The sequence below is a fragment of the Rhizobium album genome (assembly GCF_003122325.1).
Classification (GTDB): domain Bacteria; phylum Pseudomonadota; class Alphaproteobacteria; order Rhizobiales; family Rhizobiaceae; genus Metarhizobium; species Metarhizobium album.
In genome coordinates this window covers 76,342-92,172 of the sequence record NZ_QFBC01000007.1, presented here as the reverse complement: position 1 = coordinate 92,172, position 15,831 = coordinate 76,342, and the positions used below count along the sequence as shown (strand labels likewise).

General features: G+C 64.1%; 9 protein-coding genes. 6 read left to right on the top strand and 3 right to left on the bottom strand.

Annotated elements, in window-relative coordinates:
* The first annotated feature begins 26 nt into the window (after positions 1-26).
* The 6 genes from DEM27_RS16650 (at position 27) to DEM27_RS16625 (ending at position 7,291) form a co-directional block, all read left to right on the top strand.
* Positions 27-920 (top strand): LysR family transcriptional regulator, encoded by an 894-nt coding sequence (locus DEM27_RS16650; RefSeq protein ID WP_109459374.1) that lies wholly within the window; start codon positions 27-29, stop codon positions 918-920.
* A 187-nt stretch (positions 921-1,107) separates the two neighbouring features.
* Positions 1,108-1,587, top strand: coding sequence for a formate dehydrogenase subunit gamma (locus DEM27_RS16645; RefSeq protein ID WP_109459373.1), 480 nt, complete (start codon positions 1,108-1,110; stop codon positions 1,585-1,587).
* A complete protein-coding gene (locus tag DEM27_RS16640; RefSeq protein ID WP_109459372.1) occupies positions 1,584-3,140 on the top strand; it encodes a formate dehydrogenase beta subunit in 1,557 nt (518 codons plus the stop codon). The genes DEM27_RS16645 and DEM27_RS16640 overlap by 4 nt, the downstream gene beginning before the upstream one ends.
* A 60-nt stretch (positions 3,141-3,200) precedes the next feature.
* Positions 3,201-6,080, top strand: coding sequence for a formate dehydrogenase subunit alpha (gene fdhF, locus DEM27_RS16635; protein WP_109459371.1), 2,880 nt, complete (start codon positions 3,201-3,203; stop codon positions 6,078-6,080).
* 139 nt (positions 6,081-6,219) lie between these two features.
* The gene (fdhD, locus tag DEM27_RS16630) at positions 6,220-7,047 is read left to right on the top strand and encodes a formate dehydrogenase accessory sulfurtransferase FdhD (protein WP_109459370.1); all 828 of its coding nucleotides are present in this window, start codon (positions 6,220-6,222) and stop codon (positions 7,045-7,047) included.
* On the top strand, positions 7,037-7,291 hold the full coding sequence (locus tag DEM27_RS16625) for a formate dehydrogenase subunit delta (RefSeq protein ID WP_109459369.1): 255 nt from the start codon (positions 7,037-7,039) through the stop codon (positions 7,289-7,291). The genes fdhD and DEM27_RS16625 overlap by 11 nt, the downstream gene beginning before the upstream one ends.
* Positions 7,292-7,402: 111 nt before the next feature.
* Here DEM27_RS16625 and DEM27_RS16620 read toward each other — a convergent pair whose 3' ends face one another.
* From DEM27_RS16620 to DEM27_RS16610, 3 genes are all read right to left on the bottom strand, one after another.
* Positions 7,403-13,129 (bottom strand): translocation/assembly module TamB domain-containing protein, encoded by a 5,727-nt coding sequence (locus tag DEM27_RS16620; RefSeq protein WP_109459368.1) that lies wholly within the window; start codon positions 13,127-13,129, stop codon positions 7,403-7,405.
* A gap of 48 nt (positions 13,130-13,177) precedes the next feature.
* On the bottom strand, positions 13,178-15,103 hold the full coding sequence (locus DEM27_RS16615; RefSeq protein ID WP_109459367.1) for an autotransporter assembly complex protein TamA: 1,926 nt from the start codon (positions 15,101-15,103) through the stop codon (positions 13,178-13,180).
* 189 nt (positions 15,104-15,292) lie between these two features.
* Complete coding sequence (locus tag DEM27_RS16610; protein WP_109459366.1) at positions 15,293-15,559, bottom strand: YMGG-like glycine zipper-containing protein; 267 nt, start codon at positions 15,557-15,559, stop codon at positions 15,293-15,295.
* Positions 15,560-15,831: the final 272 nt, after the last annotated feature.

Below are 15,831 nucleotides of genomic sequence, written 5' to 3'. Positions count from 1 at the left end.
CGGTTGCGGGGCCATGTGGAAAAGAAATGATCGACAAGCTGGAATATTTCATCGCGCTTGCCCGGGAACGGCATTTCGCCCGGGCGGCCGAGGAACTGGGCATTTCCCAGCCGACGCTGTCGGCGGCAATCCGCCAGCTTGAGGAACAGCTGGGTGTCATGCTGGTCATTCGCGGCTCGCGGTTTCAGGGACTGACGCCGGAGGGCCAGCGCGTGCTGGAATGGGCCCGCCGCATCGTCGGCGACGCCCGCACCATGCGTGAGGAAATGCGCACGGCGCGCAAGGGTCTTTCAGGACATATAAGACTGGCTGCCATTCCGACGACGCTCTCCATGGTGCCCCGCCTGACGGCGCCGTTCCAGGAAAAGCATCCCGACGTCACCTTCTCGGTCTTCTCCACCAATTCGCTGCAGATCCTCAGCCTGCTCGAAAACCTCGAGATCGACGCGGGCCTCACCTATCTCGAAAACGAACCGCTCGGCCGCGTCACCAGCGTGCCGCTTTATGCCGAGCGGTATTGCCTGATCACCTCGAAGGGGGGGCCGTTTGCCGATCAGGCGGAAGTCACCTGGAAGCAGGCCGGCGATCTTCGGCTTTGCCTATTGACTGCGGACATGCAAAACCGCCGCATCATCAACCGTCATTTCGCTGAAGCCGGCGTGGATGTGAAGCCGACGCTCGAATCCAACTCGATGATCGTGATCATTTCGCATGTGCGAACGGGACGCTGGTGCAGCATAATGCCGCGAAATGTCGCCAAATCCTTCGGCTTTCCTGAGGAAATTAGTATAGTTTCCTTGGTCGAACCGGAGCCACATCATAGCATCGGCCTGGTCGCCACGCACCGCGAACCCTTCACGCCGCTCGTCTCCGCCCTGCTTCACGAGGCTCGAAATCTTGCAGAAAAGGGTGTCGATTGATAGAAAATTTCTATCAATCGACGGAACTGCCTTATTGACCGTCTTTTTATTCCCTGAGACACTTTGCGGATGATCGAGCGGGGGCCGACAGGGTTCCGGTCCTTGCCGCAATTTCAAGCATTACAGGCTCGTGCGTTTCTGCCGCATGTCGGCGGGAGGTATGTGTGTCTTCGGGAGGAGTTCAGGCATGAACGTTCATGTGGCCGGTGGCGATGTGGAAAAACGCACGCTGGCGATTGTCGGCGAATTGAAGGCGCTGGAAGGTCCGCTTTTGCCGATCCTGCACGAAATCCAGGCCGAGTTCGGTTTCGTGCCGCAGGAGAGCCTGCCGGTGTTGGCGCGCGAACTCAATCTTTCCCGCGCCGAAGTGCACGGGGTCGTCACCTTCTATCATGATTACCGCGACCATCCGACCGGCCGGCACGTTCTGAAGCTCTGTCGCGCCGAGGCCTGTCAGTCGATGGGCGGAGACCGTCTGGCCGAGCGTGTCAAGGCGCTGCTCGGCATCGATTTCCACCAGACGACACTCGACGGCGCCGTGACGCTGGAGCCGATCTTCTGTCTCGGGCTTTGTGCCTGCGCGCCGGCCGCCATGTTCGATGGTGAGCTGCATGGCCGCCTGGACGATGCCTCAGTTCGCGAACTGGTGGCGGAGGCACGCCGATGACCGTAACCATCTTCGTTCCCCGTGATGCCGCATCGCTTGCGCTTGGCGCCGAGAAGGTCGCCAAGGCGATCACGGCCGAGATCGCCAGGCGCGGGCTCGATGCCAGGGTCGTGCGCAACGGATCGCATGGCATGTTCTGGCTGGAGCCGCTGGTCGAGGTGCGCACGCAGCACGGTCGCATCGCTTACGGTCCGGTGCAGGCCAGGGATGTCGAGAGCCTGTTCGAGGCCGGTTTCCTGACGGGCGGAACGCATCCGCTGCATCTCGGCCCGACCAAGGATATCCCGTTCCTGCGCCAGCAGACGCGATTGACCTTTGCGCGTTGCGGCGTCACCGATCCGTTGTCGCTGGAAGATTATCGCCAATATGCCGGCCTTACCGGCCTGGAAAAGGCGATCGCCATGGCGCCGGCCGACATCGTCAAGGAAGTGACCGACAGCGGCCTGCGCGGCCGCGGCGGCGCCGGTTTTCCGACCGGCATCAAATGGAAGACCGTGGCTGACGCCCCTGGCGACAAGAAATACATCGTCTGCAACGCCGATGAAGGCGACAGCGGTACCTTCGCCGACCGCATGATCATGGAAGGCGATCCCTTCGTGCTGATTGAAGGCATGGCGATCGCCGGCATCGCCACCGGCGCCACCAAGGGCTACATCTATACGCGTTCGGAATATCCGCATGCCATTGCCACCATGCAGGAAGCGATCGATATCGCCCGGCATGCCGGCATCCTCGGCGTGTCGGTGCTCGGTTCCAGATATGCTTTCGATCTCGAAGTGAGAAGCGGTGCCGGCGCTTATGTCTGCGGTGAAGAAACCTCGCTTCTGAACAGCCTGGAAGGCAAGCGCGGCATCGTGCGCGCCAAGCCGCCGCTGCCGGCGCTGCAGGGTTTTCTGGGCCGGCCGACGGTGGTCAACAACGTCATGTCGCTGGCCTCGGTGCCGATCATCCTTGACCGGGGGGCCGCCTTCTACCGCGATTTCGGCATGGGCCGGTCGCGCGGCACCATCCCGATCCAGATCGCCGGCAATGTCAGGCATGGCGGATTGTTCGAAACCGCCTTCGGCCTGTCGCTGGGTGAAATCATCGATGACATCGGCGGCGGCACGGCAAGCGGCAGGCCGGTGAAGGCGGTGCAGGTGGGCGGCCCGCTGGGCGCCTATTTCCCGCGCGCTTTGTTCGATACGCCGTTCGACTACGAATCCTTCGCCGCCAAGGACGGCCTGATCGGCCATGCCGGCATCGTCGTCTTCGATGATACGGTCGACATGCTGAAGCAGGCCCGTTTCGCCATGGAATTCTGCGCCATCGAAAGCTGCGGCAAGTGTACGCCCTGTCGCATCGGCTCGACGCGCGGCGTCGAGACCGCCGACAGGATCGCCCGCGGCATCGAGCCGGAGAAGAACCGCGTGCTGCTGGCCGACCTCTGCAACACGATGAAATTCGGCTCGCTCTGTGCGCTCGGCGGGTTCACGCCCTATCCGGTCCTCAGCGCCATGACGCATTTCCCGGAGGACTTTTCGCCGGCACCGGTGGTGGAGGCGGCGGAATGAGATTTGAACCCACCTCGGCGAATGTGCTTTCTGACTTCAATTCCATGGGAGGAGCCAACCATGTCCCTCGTTCCTGAAATCGACTACGGCACGCCGGCATCGCGCTCGGAGAAGATGGTGACGCTGACCATTGACGGTCGCGAGATCACCGTTCCGGAAGGCACCTCGATCATGCGCGCCTCGATGGAAGCCGGCATCCAGGTGCCGAAGCTTTGCGCCACCGATATGGTCGATGCCTTTGGCTCCTGCCGCCTCTGTCTGATCGAGATCGAGGGCCGCAACGGTACGCCTGCCTCCTGCACCACGCCGGTCGCGCCCGGCATCAAGGTGCACACCCAGACGAGCCGGCTGAAGGACATCCGCAAGGGCGTGATGGAGCTCTACATCTCCGACCATCCGCTCGACTGTCTGACCTGCGCCGCCAACGGCGACTGCGAGCTGCAGGACATGGCCGGCGCCGTCGGCCTGCGTGACGTGCGTTACGGTTACGAGGGCGACAACCACGTCCGCGCCCGCAACAATGGCGAGATCAACGCCAAGTGGATGCCGAAGGACGAGTCCAACCCCTACTTCACCTATGATCCGTCGAAATGCATCGTCTGCTCGCGCTGCGTGCGCGCCTGCGAAGAGGTGCAGGGCACCTTTGCGCTGACCATCGAAGGCCGCGGTTTCGGCAGCCGCGTCTCGCCCGGCATGCACGAGGATTTCGTCTCCTCCGAATGCGTTTCCTGCGGCGCCTGCGTGCAGGCCTGCCCGACGGCGACGCTGACGGAAAAATCGGTCATCGAGATCGGTCAGCCGGAACATTCCGCCGTGACCACTTGCGCCTATTGCGGCGTCGGCTGCTCCTTCAAGGCCGAGATGCGCGGCGAGGAACTGGTGCGCATGGTACCCTGGAAGGACGGCCAGGCCAACCGCGGCCATTCCTGCGTCAAGGGCCGTTTCGCCTACGGCTACTCGGCCCACAAGGACCGCATCCTCAACCCGATGATCCGCGAGAAGGTGTCCGATCCCTGGCGCGAAGTCACCTGGGAAGAGGCCTATGCGCATGTCGCCTCGGAGTTCCGGCGTATCCAGTATCAATACGGTCGCGAATCGATCGGCGGCATCACCTCGTCGCGCTGCACCAATGAAGAAACCTTCCTGGTGCAGAAGCTGATCCGCGCCGGCTTCGGTAACAACAACGTCGATACTTGCGCCCGCGTCTGCCATTCGCCGACCGGCTATGGCCTCGGCCAGGCCTTCGGCACGTCTGCCGGCACGCAGGATTTCGATTCGGTCGAGCATACCGATGTCGTCATCGTCATCGGCGCCAATCCGACCGACGGCCACCCCGTCTTCGGCTCGCGTCTGAAGAAGCGGTTGCGCCAGGGCGCCAAGCTGATCGTCATCGATCCGCGCCGCACCGATCTCGTCAAGTCGCCGCATATCGAGGCGGCCTTCCATCTGCCGCTGAAGCCCGGCACCAATGTCGCTGTCATGACGGCGCTGGCGCATGTCATCGTCACCGAAGGCCTCGCCAACGAAGCCTTCATCCGGCAACGTTGCGACTGGTCGGAATTCGAGGATTGGGCCGCTTTCGTCGCCGAAGAGCAGCATAGCCCGGAAGCGATCGAAACCTTCACCGGCGTACCGGCGCATCTGGTACGCGGCGCGGCCCGCCTGTTTGCCACCCGCGGCAACGGCGCGATCTATTACGGCCTCGGTGTCACCGAGCATAGCCAGGGCTCGACCACGGTCATGGCGATCGCCAATCTTGCCATGGTCACCGGCAATATCGGCCGGCCGGGCGTCGGCGTGAACCCGTTGCGCGGCCAGAACAATGTGCAGGGCTCCTGCGATATGGGCTCCTTCCCGCACGAGCTTCCGGGCTACCGCCACGTCGCCGACGACGCCACCCGCGAAATCTTCGAGAAGATGTGGGGCGTGACGCTGTCCAACGAGCCGGGCCTGCGCATCCCCAACATGCTGGATGCCGCCGTCGACGGTTCGTTCAAGGGTATCTACATCCAGGGCGAGGATATCCTGCAGTCCGACCCGGATACCAAACATGTCGCCGCCGGCCTTGCGGCGATGGAATGCGTCGTCGTCCAGGACCTGTTCCTCAACGAAACGGCCAACTACGCCCACGTCTTCCTGCCGGGCTCGACCTTCCTGGAAAAGGACGGCACCTTTACCAATGCCGAGCGCCGCATCAACCGCGTCCGCCGCGTCATGACGCCGAAGAACGGTTATGCCGATTGGGAAGTGACGCAAAAGCTTGCCCAGGCGATGGGGCTCGCCTGGAACTATAGCCATCCGTCCGAAATCATGGACGAGATCGCCGCGACGACGCCGAGCTTTGCGCTGGTCTCCTACGACTATCTGGAAAAGATGGGCTCGGTGCAGTGGCCCTGCAATGAAAAGTCGCCCAAGGGCTCGCCGATCATGCATATCGACGGTTTCGTGCGCGGCAAGGGCAAGTTCATCCGCACCGAATATGTCGCCACCGACGAACGCACCGGTCCGCGCTTCCCGCTCTTGCTCACCACCGGCCGCATTCTCAGCCAGTACAATGTCGGCGCCCAGACGCGGCGCACCGAAAACGTCGTCTGGCATGCCGAGGACCGGCTGGAGGTGCATCCGCACGATGCGGAACTGCGCGGCATCCGCGACGGCGACTGGGTGCGTCTCGCCAGCCGATCCGGCGATACGACGCTTCGCGCGCTGATCACCGATCGCGTCGCGCCGGGTGTCGTCTACACCACCTTCCACCATCCGACGACGCAGGCGAACGTCATCACCACCGATTTCTCCGATTGGGCGACCAACTGCCCGGAATACAAGGTGACGGCGGTGCAGATCTCGCCCTCCAACGGCCCGTCCGGCTGGCAGGTGGAATATGACGAGCAGGCGCGCCAGTCCCGCCGCATCGCCGGCAAGCTGGAGGCGGCGGAGTGAGGATGTGCTCCGAGGGTGGGGGATTGCGGCTACGGATAGGGCGTGTTTTTCTCTCCCTTCGTTCGCACGCCGATCAATCGCGGCTTGCGCCGCCCACCAACCGCAACCTCGGTCCTCCCAAAAACCGGTGGGCCGCTGCATGAGCACGTTCAGGACCACCGCATCCGCCTCCGAAACCGTCCGCCGCAATGGCGTCGTACGAAGCGCTTCGCGCCTCGTGCCGGAAGAAGTGCCGATCGCCTTTTCCTACGGCGGCTCGACGCATGCGGTGATGATGGCAACGCCGGCGGATCTCGAGGATTTTGCGCTCGGTTTCAGCCTTACCGAAGGAATTATCGGTTCCGCAGCGGAGGTTGCCGGCATCGAAGTGGTGGCGGAAGGACCGGGCATCGACGTGCAGATCACGCTTGCCGACGATGCCGCCGATGCCCTGCGCACCCGCCGCCGGCATATGGCCGGGCCGGTCGGTTGCGGCCTGTGCGGCATCGAATCGATCGAACAGGCCATGCGGCCGGTGCCGGATGTCGGTGGCGTCACGCTCAACCTCGACAACCGGCAGATCGTCGAGGCGATTGCCTTGCTCAACGGTGCCCAGCCGCTGCATCGTGAAACCCATGCGGTGCACGGCGCCGGTTTTTATATCCCCGGCCGCGGATTGCTCGCCGTTCGGGAAGATGTCGGGCGCCACAATGCGCTCGACAAGCTGTGCGGCGCCGTCATCGCTGCCGGGCACACCGGCGCGGAAGGGGCGGTGGTCGTCACCAGCCGGCTGTCGGTCGAGATGGTGCAGAAGGCGGCGATTCTCGGCAGCGCCGTGCTGATTGCCATTTCCGCCCCCACGGCCCTGGCGCTGCGCACGGCGGAAGAAGCCGGCATGACCCTCGTCGCGCTGGTGCGCGGCGAGGATTTCGAGATCTTTACCCATTCGACCCGCATTTTTTCCGGAGTTTCCGCCGATGTCGCATGATGGAACGCAGCAGAAGCTGGTGCGTATGGCCAATCAGATCGCCACCTTCTTCCATTCGCAGCCGGAAGCGGAGCGGGTGCAGGGCGTCGCCACCCATATCAACAAATTCTGGGAATCGCGCATGCGCCGGCAGTTCTTCGAAATGATCGAGGACGGCGGCGAAGGTTTCGATCCGCTGGTTCTGGAAGCCGCCGCGCATATCCGCAAGCCGGCGCCCCCGACACCGCCGCCGGCCGGTGCCTGATCTACGCGAAAGGCTATTTGCAACGTGGCGTCGAGGCCGGATCACGGCCTGTGCGTGGAGTATCCTCGCTTGTTCTGACGCAATTTCGCTGCAGGCCCCTGCCGCACCTGCTCAGTATTCCTTTTCATAAAAGATACCGGCCGCACCTTCGCCGTTGCCGCCCGCTTCTCCGCGCAGTTTGACGCCGCGGCCGACATCGAGGTTGATGATCGCCTTGCCGCCGCTTTCGCCGCCGCCCTGCAGCTCGATATAGGTGCGGCTGTTCAGGTATTTGCCGGCGGAAACACGCGCTTCGCCTTTCTCATCGGTCGAGATATCGAGGTCGTCGACACCGAGATTGGAGCGCAACGCCTGGAACAGCGAGGTCGAACGACCGCCGGCCAGCTGGCTTGCGGCATCGGCCAGTTGGGCGATCTGCAGCGCCGAAAGCTTTGACATCGACTGACCGAAGATCAGCTGCGCCAGGATTTCGTCCTGCGGCAAAGCGGGAGACGACGAGAAGGTGATCGACGGATCGTTGGCGACGCCGGCGACGGTGATGGTGATCGTCGTCGAGCCGGTGGTGTTGGTCGCCTCGAGGTTCAGCGTCGGTGTCAGCGAACCGCCGAAGCTGATCTCGCCCGAGGTGAAGTCGAGCCGCTTGTTGAGGATGTTGAGACGGCCGCGGCGCATCTCGAAGCCGCCGGAAACCACCGGATCCGTCGCCGTACCGCGCACGGTCAGCGAGCCGCCGAGCTCGGCATCGATACCACGGCCGCGCACGAAAATGCGCGAGGGTGCGCTGATGGTCAGGTCGAGGCCGATGCTGGATTGCGTGCCGCCGCCGCCTTCGTCCTTCTTGATGGCCTCGGCCTGTTTCTGCACGTCGCGCGGCGCATTCTTGTGCTTGACGTTGATGTCCGCCAGCGAGGCCGGCAGCTTTTCCGGCACGGTGATCGAGGTCTTGCCGAGCCTCAGTTCACCGCCGAGCACGGGCGCGGTCAGCACCGGCCCCTTCAGCGTCAGATTGCCGTCGATGACGGTCGCCAGCAGCGTGCCGTCGACATAGGCCGCCTTGTCGAGCTTGATGGCGAGATCGGCAGGGAAGCCGCTGTCGCCGGCAAAGCCGATCGTCCCGGTCGCCGATACCGTGCCGCCCTGCGCCAGCTGGCCGGACAGCCGGTTGATGGTCGCCCGGTCACGGTCGAGCGAAACGTTCAGGGCAAGGTTGTTGACGGCGATGTTGCGGCGCACGTCGACCAGCGTCGCGCCATCGGCGGAAATCGTGCCGGTGATATCGGGCGATGTCGCCGTGCCTGCAATGCGGAGGTTTATCCTTGCCTGGCCTTCGAGGCTGAGCCCCTGGCTGGCAAGCTGGGTCGCCGCCAGGGAGAAGGGCAGGGTTCCCTCGAAAGACAGCGCCAGCGGCTGGTTGCCGGTCACGCCCACCGTGCCGCCGCCGCTGAGCGACAGGCCGCCGCCACTGAGGCTGGTATCGATGCGCAGTGTGTTGTCGGCGAAGCGGCCATTGGCCTTGATGTCGAAGGCGCGGACACCGGCCGATTTCGTTTGCGCCACAGCCGCATTCGCCCAGGCAAGCTGGTAATCGACTGCCGGTGCCGTCGTCGAACCGCGGACAGTGACCGTGCCGGATATCGTGCCTTCCGCCGCGATGCTGGGCACGAAGCTATTGGCGAGGCTTGCCGGCAGATTGCTGATCTTTGCGTCGATCTGCAATTGGTCTCCGGCACCGCCATTGACGGTGATCGTGCCGTTGCCGGCGCGGATGCCGAGTTTCGACAGGGTGACGTTGCCGTCGGCGATGCGGATGGTCGTCGGGCTTTCGAGCTTCAGGGGCAGCCGTTTCGGTGCGGCCTCGAAGCGCTCGAGCGCGACCGTCATGGTGCTGCCGGCGCTCTGGATGGTGCCGGATGTCAGAAGCGGCGCGCCGTCATATTGCGCTTTCAGGTCGAAGCCGGTCTTGCCGCCGCTCTGGGTGATCGCCAGCGCCAGCGCCTGGATGCGGTTGGCTCCGGAGCGGATTTCTTCCGCCTGCACCGTGCCTTTTGCCGACAGCGCAGCGAGATCGTCGACGGTCAGATCGACCACCGGCTTGACGATGCTGAGATCGTCGCGGCGGATGCCGCTGCCGGTGGCGGAAATCTTTGCCTGCATGATGCCGGCATTGGTGGAAAGCGCGATGGCGCCCTTGAGATCGCCCTCGGCGCGCTGGCCGGCGAGCGCCGCAAACAGGCTCAGGTCCGGGATGTCGAAGGTCAGCTGCCCGCTCGGGGCAAAGGAGGGCGAGAAGGCGAGCGCGCCTTCCAGCCGGTTGCGGCCCACCGTCGCCAGCAGCTTTGGCAGGCGGGTGGTGCCGTTTTCGGAGATCAGGTCGGCGTCGATAGCCAGTTTCTGCTTGTCGAGCGTGCCGCTTGCCTTGAGCGTCGCCTGCGGCGCGCTCCTGTCGGCGACACCTTTTGCATTGAGGGACAGGTCGGTCAGCGTTCGGCCGGCGAGTTCGGCCTTGGCGGCCTCCACCGTCGCGTCGATTGCCAGCGCCGAGGGTTCGCCCTGAATGGTGGCGCGGAATTGCGCCGCGCCGCGGGCATCGGCGAGCAGCTTGCCGATTTCGGGCAGCGCGCCCTTTAGGTCGACCGCCAGCAGGCCGTTTTCAAACGTGACGCGACCATCGGCCTGCACCGTGCCGCTCGACGCGATCTTGAGGTTGGCGAGCTCGGTCTTGCCGCCGATGATCGAGGAAAGATCGCCCTCAAGCGTGATCGGCGCGTCGAATTTCGTCGCGGCGGCGTCCGGCAGGGCCTCCGGCTTGACGGCAAATGCCAGATGCGAGAGCACGGTGCGGGTGGCAAGCGCATAACCGCCGTCCAGCTTGCCTGAAATGACCGGACTTGCGATCGTCGTTCCGTCGAAGCCTATCGAGCCGGCGGAAACGACGATGGGAGCGGCGATCGCCAAAGGCCCCTGGACGGCGCGGTTGAGATCGGTGCTGACGAAATCCATGCCCGCGACGTCGAGGCGCGTATCCACCGTGCCGGAAAGCGTTGCGATATCGAACTCGGTTGTCCGGGCGGTGAACTGCAGGTCGGAGAACCGGCCCTCGCTCATCTCGACGCTCTGCAGCGCCGCCCGCAGGTCCGCGGATACCAGGGGCGTCGCCGCAAGGCCCGTCATGCTCGCGGTGCCCGAGACCGCACCCTTGGCGACGATGCTCGGCACGAATGTGTTGGCCAGGGTGGCGGGAATGTTGGCGATATCGGCCGTCAGCGCCAGCCGTTCGCCTGCCGTGCCCGACAGGGTCACGAGACCATCGCCGACACGTATGGCCAGGCCCGGCAGGGTAACGGTGCCGTTGGCCACGGTGATGGCCGCCGCACGGTCGAGTTGGAGCGGCACTTTCCTCGGCGCCGCGGAGAGCGTGTCGAGGGCGACGGTAACGACGCCATCGATGCTCTGCAGGCTTCCCGTGGCCAGAAGCGGTGCTTCGTCGTAATTTGCCTTGAGGTCGAAGCCGGTCTTGCCGGCTTGCTGGGTGAAGGCCAGCTGCGGCCCGTCCACCATGTTGCCGCCGGAGGCGATCTCGTCGGCGCGGATGGTGCCGCGTGCCGAAAGCGCCTTCAGGTCGTCGACGGTGAGATCGATGACCGGATTGGCGATGCGCAGGTCGCCGCGGGTTATTCCGCTGCCCGACGCATTGACCACAGCCTGGATACGGCCGTCCTGCGTGGTGATCGTCGCCGATCCCTTCAGGTCGCCCTGCGCCTCCTGTCCGGCCAGTGCTGCCAAGAGGCCGATGTCGGGAAGGTCGAGCGTCAGCCGGCCGTCCGGCTCGAAGGCCGGCGACAGGACGAGCGATCCTTCGATCCTGTTGGCCCCGATCTGTGCCAGGAGTTTTGGTATGCGGGTCGCGCCGTTTTCGGACAAAAGATCGGCATCGACGTTGATCGTCTGGCCGCCGAGCGCGCCGGATGCCTTGATGGTTGCCTGCGGCGAAGCCGGATCGGCCTTGCCTTCGGCTGAAACGGCAAGATCCGTGAGCGCGCGTTCGCCGAGCGCCGCCTCGCTGGCGCTGAGGTTGGCCTTGAAGGCAACGGAGGAAAGCGGGCCATTGGCTGAAACGGAAAAATCGACGATGCCGCGGGCGTCGGCCACGAGCTTGCCGAGATCCGGCAGGCGGCCGGCGAGATCGGCCGTCAGCGTTTCGCCGTCAAGCGCGACATTGCCGGATGCTTCGATGGTGCCCGATTTCAACGTCAGGCCGCTCACCTCGGCGCGGCCGCCGATGATGGCGCTCACATTTCCTTCGGCGGCAATCGTCGTTTCGAATTTTGCGGCAAGGGCATCCGGCAGGACGGACGGAACGGCAAACAGGCGGAAGGCTGTCGCCAGCGTCTTGTCGGCAAACGTATAGCGGCCGGTCAGCGTTCCGCCGATACCAGGGCTTTCCAGGGCAATCGCGTCGAAGGCGATGGCATCGGGCGTAACCGCAAGCGGCGCGGTGATCGTCAGCGGCCCCTCGACGGCGCGATCGATATCCGGGCTGGCGAAAGCCGTTTCTGCGACGGAAAAGCGGGTCTGGATGGTGCCGGAACGCTCCGTCAGGTTCAGCGCATCGCTTTTGGCGTCGAGCCGCAGCTGGCCCAGCCGGCCTTGCGGCAGTTCCACCTGCTCCAGCGCGGCCGTCAGGTCGAGTTTTGCGGCTGCGGCCTGCCCGGTCAGCGACAGGTCGATGCCGCTGATCAGCAGCCGGGCCTCGCCGTCGGCGAGCGGCCAACGGAAATCGATCGGGCCGGCGGCGCCGATGAGGTTGGCCTTCAGGCTGTTGTCGCCGTTGGGGTTGAGTTCGCCGGAGGCTGCCAGCAAGAGATTGCCGGTGGCGATGTTGCCGCTTTCGATGCTGAGACGGCCGCTATCGTCGAAGGTCGCGGCAATGTCGATTTCCGTGCTGCCGGCAAACAGCGGCCGGAAGGTCGGCGGCAGCAGCGAATCGAAGGTGCCGCCGCCCTTGACCGCCAGATGATGCGAACCCGCCGTCGATTGCTGGTGTCGGGCGGAGACATCCAGCACCGGTTGTCCGTCGAGCGTGGCCGCCAGCTTACCGGCCCAATCGGACAACGGCCCCGTGCCGTTGACCTTCAGGGCAATCGCCGGGCTGTTCGGCAGGCGCAGCAGGCCGGCAATCAGTCCGCCCTGCGGTTCGGCAATATCCGCATTCAGCGTCAGGCGGTTTTCGGAAGGCACGAAAGCGATGTCCGCGCTTGCCTTGGCTTCGGGCAGATCCTTACGGTTTGCGGAGAGCTTTGTGCTGATCCCGGCGGCGTCGGCATGCAGCGAACCATCGGCGGCAAGCGCAAAATCGCGGCCGGCAAGCGCCGAACCCAAAATAATATCGGGCAGCGAGATGTGGGCGATGTCGATGGCGACTGGCAGCGACGATCCGCCACTGTCCTCGACAGGCGGCGGCGTCTGCGTGACGACGGGTGCGCGGATGACGCTGACCGAACCGGCGGAAACGAGATCGGCCTTGAAGGTGCCGCCAAGCAGGGACAGCGGCGACCAGTCGACGGCGATGTCGCGGACCTCGGCAAAGGTGCCCTGGCTATCGGCAATGGTGACCTGGTCGAGCCGCAGGCGTCCGTTCAGGAGGCCGGCCGGCGTGCCGAGCGTGATCACCCGGTCCGGCGTCGAGGCGAGCCGCGACACCTGATCGGCGGCAAAACGGGCACCGAACGGCGTCAGGCCGACCACCAGCACGCCGATCACCAGAAGAACGACGGCAGCCAGAACCGCGTAGGCGGTAAAGCGCAGGAGCCGTTTCACGATGCGAATCAGGATAGCCATGGGATGCGATCTTATCCGAAGTTTGCGCTTGCTTTGAGGTCGGGCGAATCAGAAAGCCTGGCCGATGCCGGCGTAGATCCCGTAACTGCTGCCCCCGTCATATCGATTGAGCGGCACGGCGACATCGAGCCGGATCGGCCCGAACGGCGTGGCATAGCGGATGCCGAGGCCGGCGCCGATGCGCACATCCGAAAAATCCGGAAACATCTTTTCCGAAACCGTGCCGGCGTCGACGAACGGAACCAGGCCGATCGAATCGGTGATTTTCACCCGCGCCTCGGCGGAGACCACGGCGTAGGAGCGCCCGCCTGTCGCGTCGCCCTTGGCGTCGTAGGGGCTGATCTCCTGATAGGCGTAACCGCGCACCGAACCGCCGCCGCCGGCATAGAAACGCCGCGTCGCCGGGATGTCTTCAAGATTGCCGGCGCCCACCAGCGTGCCGAGCGACGCCTTGCCGGCGAACACCACGCGATCTTCGGCGCCGAGCGATTGATAGCCGGATACCGACCCCTCGAAGGACGAGAAGAAGGTGCTGCCGAAGATTTCGTAGCTGGGCTTTGCCGCCAGTGTGGCGCGATAACCTTCTGTCGGGTCGAGCTTGTTGTCGCGGGCGTCGCGCGCATATTCGAGCGGCAGCGAGAAGGTCAGGTATTCGTTGTCGCCGAAGGCGTCCTCGGTGTCGGAATAGCTGAGCTCGACACCGGCGGAAGCCGTGTCCTGGTCGGAAAGCTCGTAAGAGATGCCGGTCGCCGCCGTCACGGTGTTGGCGAGATAGGAATCGGGATGCTCCGTCTTCGCCTTGATGCTGGCATTGAGCGTCGCCGGCGGCAGGATAAAGCCCGGCTTGCTGAAGATGATGCCGGCGGAATAATCCATCTTCTGGTAATCGGAGGCCTCGCCGATGCGCGAGACGGCCGCCTCGAGACGCAGCGATTCCGCCCGGCCGAACAGGTTGCGATGGCCCCAATATCCCTGCAGGCCGAAACCGTCGATGGTGGAATATTGCGCCCCAACCCCGAAGTAGCGGTGCTTGCCTTCGGCAACGGTGATATTGACCGGGATCGTGCCGTCGGGCGCCAGCGCGTCGCCCTCGCGCACCGTGACGCTGGAAAAGACGCCGAGCTGGCGCAGCCGCTCGCCGGCCTTCTTCAGGTTTTCCGGATTGTAGGGCCGGCCCTCGTTGATGCGCGAATAGGTGCGGATGAATTCCGGATCGACGCTCTTCTGGCCTTTGACGCCGACATTGCCGACCGGTGCCACGGGACCGCCGCTTGCCGTCAGCACCACATCGACCTCGCTCGTTTCATGATCGGCAACGACGCTGCGATTGTCGAGCCTGGCGAGTGGGCGCCCCTCGTTCTTCAAATCCTCGACAATACGGTCGCCCGCCTTGAGAATGGTCAGCGAACTGGCGTCGCCGCCCGGAACCAGGCCGTAATCGGCAGGGTTGCGGCCGAGCGCATCGCCTTCGAAACGGATGTCGCCGAGCTTAAAGGCCGGGCCAGGCTTGATCTCCACTGTCACCGGTATCGGCCGCGACTGGTCGAAGACCGGCGTCGGCGGCAGCTGGTCGATGTCGGTGCCATCGACGAGGACGGTGACAACGCCGCCGTAGCGGGATTTTTCGTAGAGCGTGGCGATCAGGCGGTCGCGGTCGTCGCGTGCCTTTATGACCAGGCCAAGTTCGCCGGAAACCGGCTTGTCCTTGTCCTGGACGAGATGGGAGGCGTTTTCCAGCGCGGTCTTCAGCGCGTCGTCGGCCGCCCCGGCATTCAAGGTGACGGAATATCTGACCGGGTCGATGACGTCGACCGCCTGCTCTTCTTCGCCCCAGAGCGTGATGCCGAACAGCTTGAAGGCATGGGCTTCGGTTGCGAAGACCGGGCACAGCAGGGCGCTTGCTGCAACCGTGACGACGGTGCCGGCTCTCCGATACGCAATACTCTCTTTCGGCTTACACAGGGTTTTCGACATACTCGGTTTTTTGTTTCAAGCCCATTATGACAGCCAAAGCCTTGATCCGTCGTTAACGCGGACATTAACCTTAAAAATCCGCAAGGTGTACCTCTTTTAACTGCCCGACCCAAAACATGCGCCGAAAAAGAAAAGCCCCGGGAATGTCCCGGGACTTCGAAATCGAGCTGAGATGATGGAACCGACCGATCAGTAGCCGCCGCGCGGGCAATCGTCGATGTAGCGACGGCCGTAACGGTCACGGTAGTAGCACTGACCGGGCTGATCGGCGACGCTGCCGATGACGGCGCCGGAGACACCACCGATCGCTGCGCCAACAGCTGCGCCACGGACGTTGCCGGTGACTGCGCCACCGATGATCGCACCGGAAACAGCGCCGATGCCGGCACCCTTTTCAGTCTGGGTGCAGCTTGCAGCCGCCAGACCAACCAACAGAAGCACGATGGCCTTCTTCATGAAACTCTCTCCACAGTTAATGACCGGCGTTCCGATCTGCGCGCGCCGGTGACCGTCACCACGCAGCTCTGCCGATGGACGGCAACGCTTACCGGCGAAGATAGACTTGAAAATACGGAAGTCTACTGGTCGCAAAGGATTTTTTTGCTGTTCCTTTCCAGCCTGTGTGTCGTGTCACGCCGGTTGCGCAGTATTGCGACAGTTGCAGCCGCAAAAAAGTGCGCCGTGCGAAAACTAGCGATTGATCACGCTGGAAAAAAGACAAATGATGC